The organism is Paraburkholderia sp. BCC1876 (assembly GCF_902833695.1).
Lineage (GTDB): Bacteria > Pseudomonadota > Gammaproteobacteria > Burkholderiales > Burkholderiaceae > Paraburkholderia.
Genome location: NZ_CADFGI010000079.1, coordinates 1 through 464, shown reverse-complemented (window position 1 = coordinate 464; position 464 = coordinate 1). Strand labels below are relative to the sequence as shown.

At 69.2% G+C, this 464-nt stretch carries 1 pseudogene; it reads right to left on the bottom strand.

The annotated features are described in order from the left end of the window. Window positions 1-464: pseudogene (locus HWY05_RS37850) on the bottom strand (sodium:calcium antiporter); the annotation flags it as partial.

The following is a 464-nucleotide window of genomic DNA, read 5'->3' as shown; positions in this document are numbered from 1 at the left end:
CCTTGCCCTGCCGCACCCAGATCACCGCGTTCATGATCTCGGGCAGCTCGGTGGCGATCGGGCTGAACAGCAGCGCCGTGAGCTGCGGGCTCAGGCCGAGCCAGGGGCCGACCGCCTCGATCTGGCCGACGAACAGGTGCGAGGCGGCGAAGATCACCACCAGCGCGCCCACCGTCTGCAGGACCACCCAGCCCATCGCCGAATTGTCGGAGCGCGGACGCAGCATCAAGGGCTCGAGATCGCCGTGTTCGCTGCCGTCGCCGTCGGCCGTCAGCTCGCGCCAGCAATACAGCGCGTAGGCCGCCAGGAAGGCGATGCCGAGCAGCGGCTTGTACTGGAACACCACCAGGCCGAGGCCGATCTTGGCCACGAAGATGGCCAGGAACCAGAGCTGGTCGCGGCGCAGTTGCGCGGTGTTGGCATCCACCTCGCGCGCTCGGCCGAGCTTCCTGGCCACCGCCAGC